Raw genomic sequence first — 1,683 nt, forward strand, 5'->3', positions numbered from 1 at the left:
GGCCATTCCCGAGGACCAGCGCGATACGATCGCCGCACTGCTGCGCGAGAACAGCAACCTCAAGGGTGAGAAGACCAGCCTTCAGCAGATCGTCAAGCGTCTCGAGCACCTGGTGGCCGAGCTGAACCATGTGGTGCATGGCAAGAAGTCCGAGAAGCTCGACGCGGACGACAGACAGCTGGCCTTCGAGGACCTCGAAGCGTCCGTCGCCGAGGTCGAGGAGCAGCGGGACCAGCAGACCTCCTCCGGTGACGCGCCGCGCCGCAAGTCATCCTCGGCCAAGCGCAACCGCGGCAATCTTCCCGAGAACCTGCCCCGGATCGAACAGGTCGTCGAGCCCGACAGCCTCGTCTGCCCATGTGGCTGCGGGCAGATGCACAAGATCGGCGAGGACCGGACCGAGCGGCTGGACATCGTGCCGGCGCAGCTGCGTGTGCTGGTTACGGTTCGCCCCAAATACGCCTGCCGCGCCTGCACCGATGGCGTGACGCAGGCGCCGGCCCCCGCCGCCCTGATCGAGGGCGGCCTGCCGACCGAGGGCGCCATCGCCCACGTGCTGGTCAGCAAATACGCGGATCACCTGCCGTTATATCGCCAGAGCCAGATGCTCGCCCGGTCGGGCGTCACCATCGACCGCGGCACCCTGGCCGACTGGGTCGGTGTCGCCGCGTTCCACCTGCGGCCCGTCGTCGATCGGCTGGCCGAGCACCTGAAGGCGTCCACCAAGCTGTTCATGGACGAGACGACTGCGCCGGTTCTCGACCCCGGCCGCGGCCGTACTAAAACCGGCTACCTCTGGGCGCTGGCCCGCGATGACCGCAGGTGGGGTGGCGCCGACCCGCCGGGGGTGATCTTCTTCTACGCGCCCGATCGAGGTGGCAAGAATGCCGAGACGTTCCTGCGCGGCTTCGACGGGATCCTGCAACTGGACGGGTATCCGGGCTACAATCGCCTGACGCGCCCCTCCCGCGAGGGCGGAGATCCCATCCGCGTGGCCCATTGCTGGGCGCATGCCCGGCGCAAGCTGAAGGAAGTCTTCGACCGCGACGGCTCCGAGATCGCCGCCGAGGGCCTGCGTCGCATCGCCGAGATCTACAAGGTCGAGGCTGACATCCGCGGCGTCGACCCAGGTCAACGCCTCTCGGCCCGGCAGGTACGAACGGCCCCGCTGGTGGCGGCGTTCGGCGACTGGCTGCAGGAACAGCGACTGCGCGTGTCGGCGAAATCCCGGCTCGGCGAGAAGCTGGCCTATATCCATCGCCACTGGGAGGGGCTGCAGACCTTCCTCCAGGACGGCCGCGTCGAGATCGACTCCAACAGCGTGGAAAACCTGATCCGCCCGATCGCACTGAACAGGAAAAATGCCTTGTTCGCCGGTCACGACGAGGGCGGCAAGGCCTGGGGCCGCATCGCGTCGCTGATCGAAACCGCAAAGATCAACGGCGTCGAGCCCTTCGACTATCTCAAGGCCACGCTCGGGGCCATCGCCGCCGGCCATCCGAAAAACCGGATCGACGAACTCCTCCCTTGGAACTTCCAGCCGTCAAGCTGAAAAGCCCGTGGGGCCCAGCTGGCGCTTACGTTTTTTCGGCTTCTTCGCGTTTTGTGTGGGTGGGTTGCATTTCCGGTTACCGGACGACCGCACCAGATGTTGTATCGTAGGGTGATGCTGGCAGGTGCGTA

General features: G+C 66.3%; 1 protein-coding gene. It reads left to right on the forward strand.

Annotated elements, in window-relative coordinates; genetic code table 11:
* Window positions 1-4: 4 nt before the first annotated feature.
* The gene (gene tnpC / locus ACH107_RS32650; RefSeq protein WP_412509751.1) at window positions 5-1,552 is read left to right on the forward strand and encodes an IS66 family transposase; all 1,548 of its coding nucleotides are present in this window, start codon (window positions 5-7) and stop codon (window positions 1,550-1,552) included.
* Window positions 1,553-1,683 lie beyond the last annotated feature (131 nt).

This window comes from Roseovarius halophilus (ex Wu et al. 2025), from assembly GCF_047086965.1.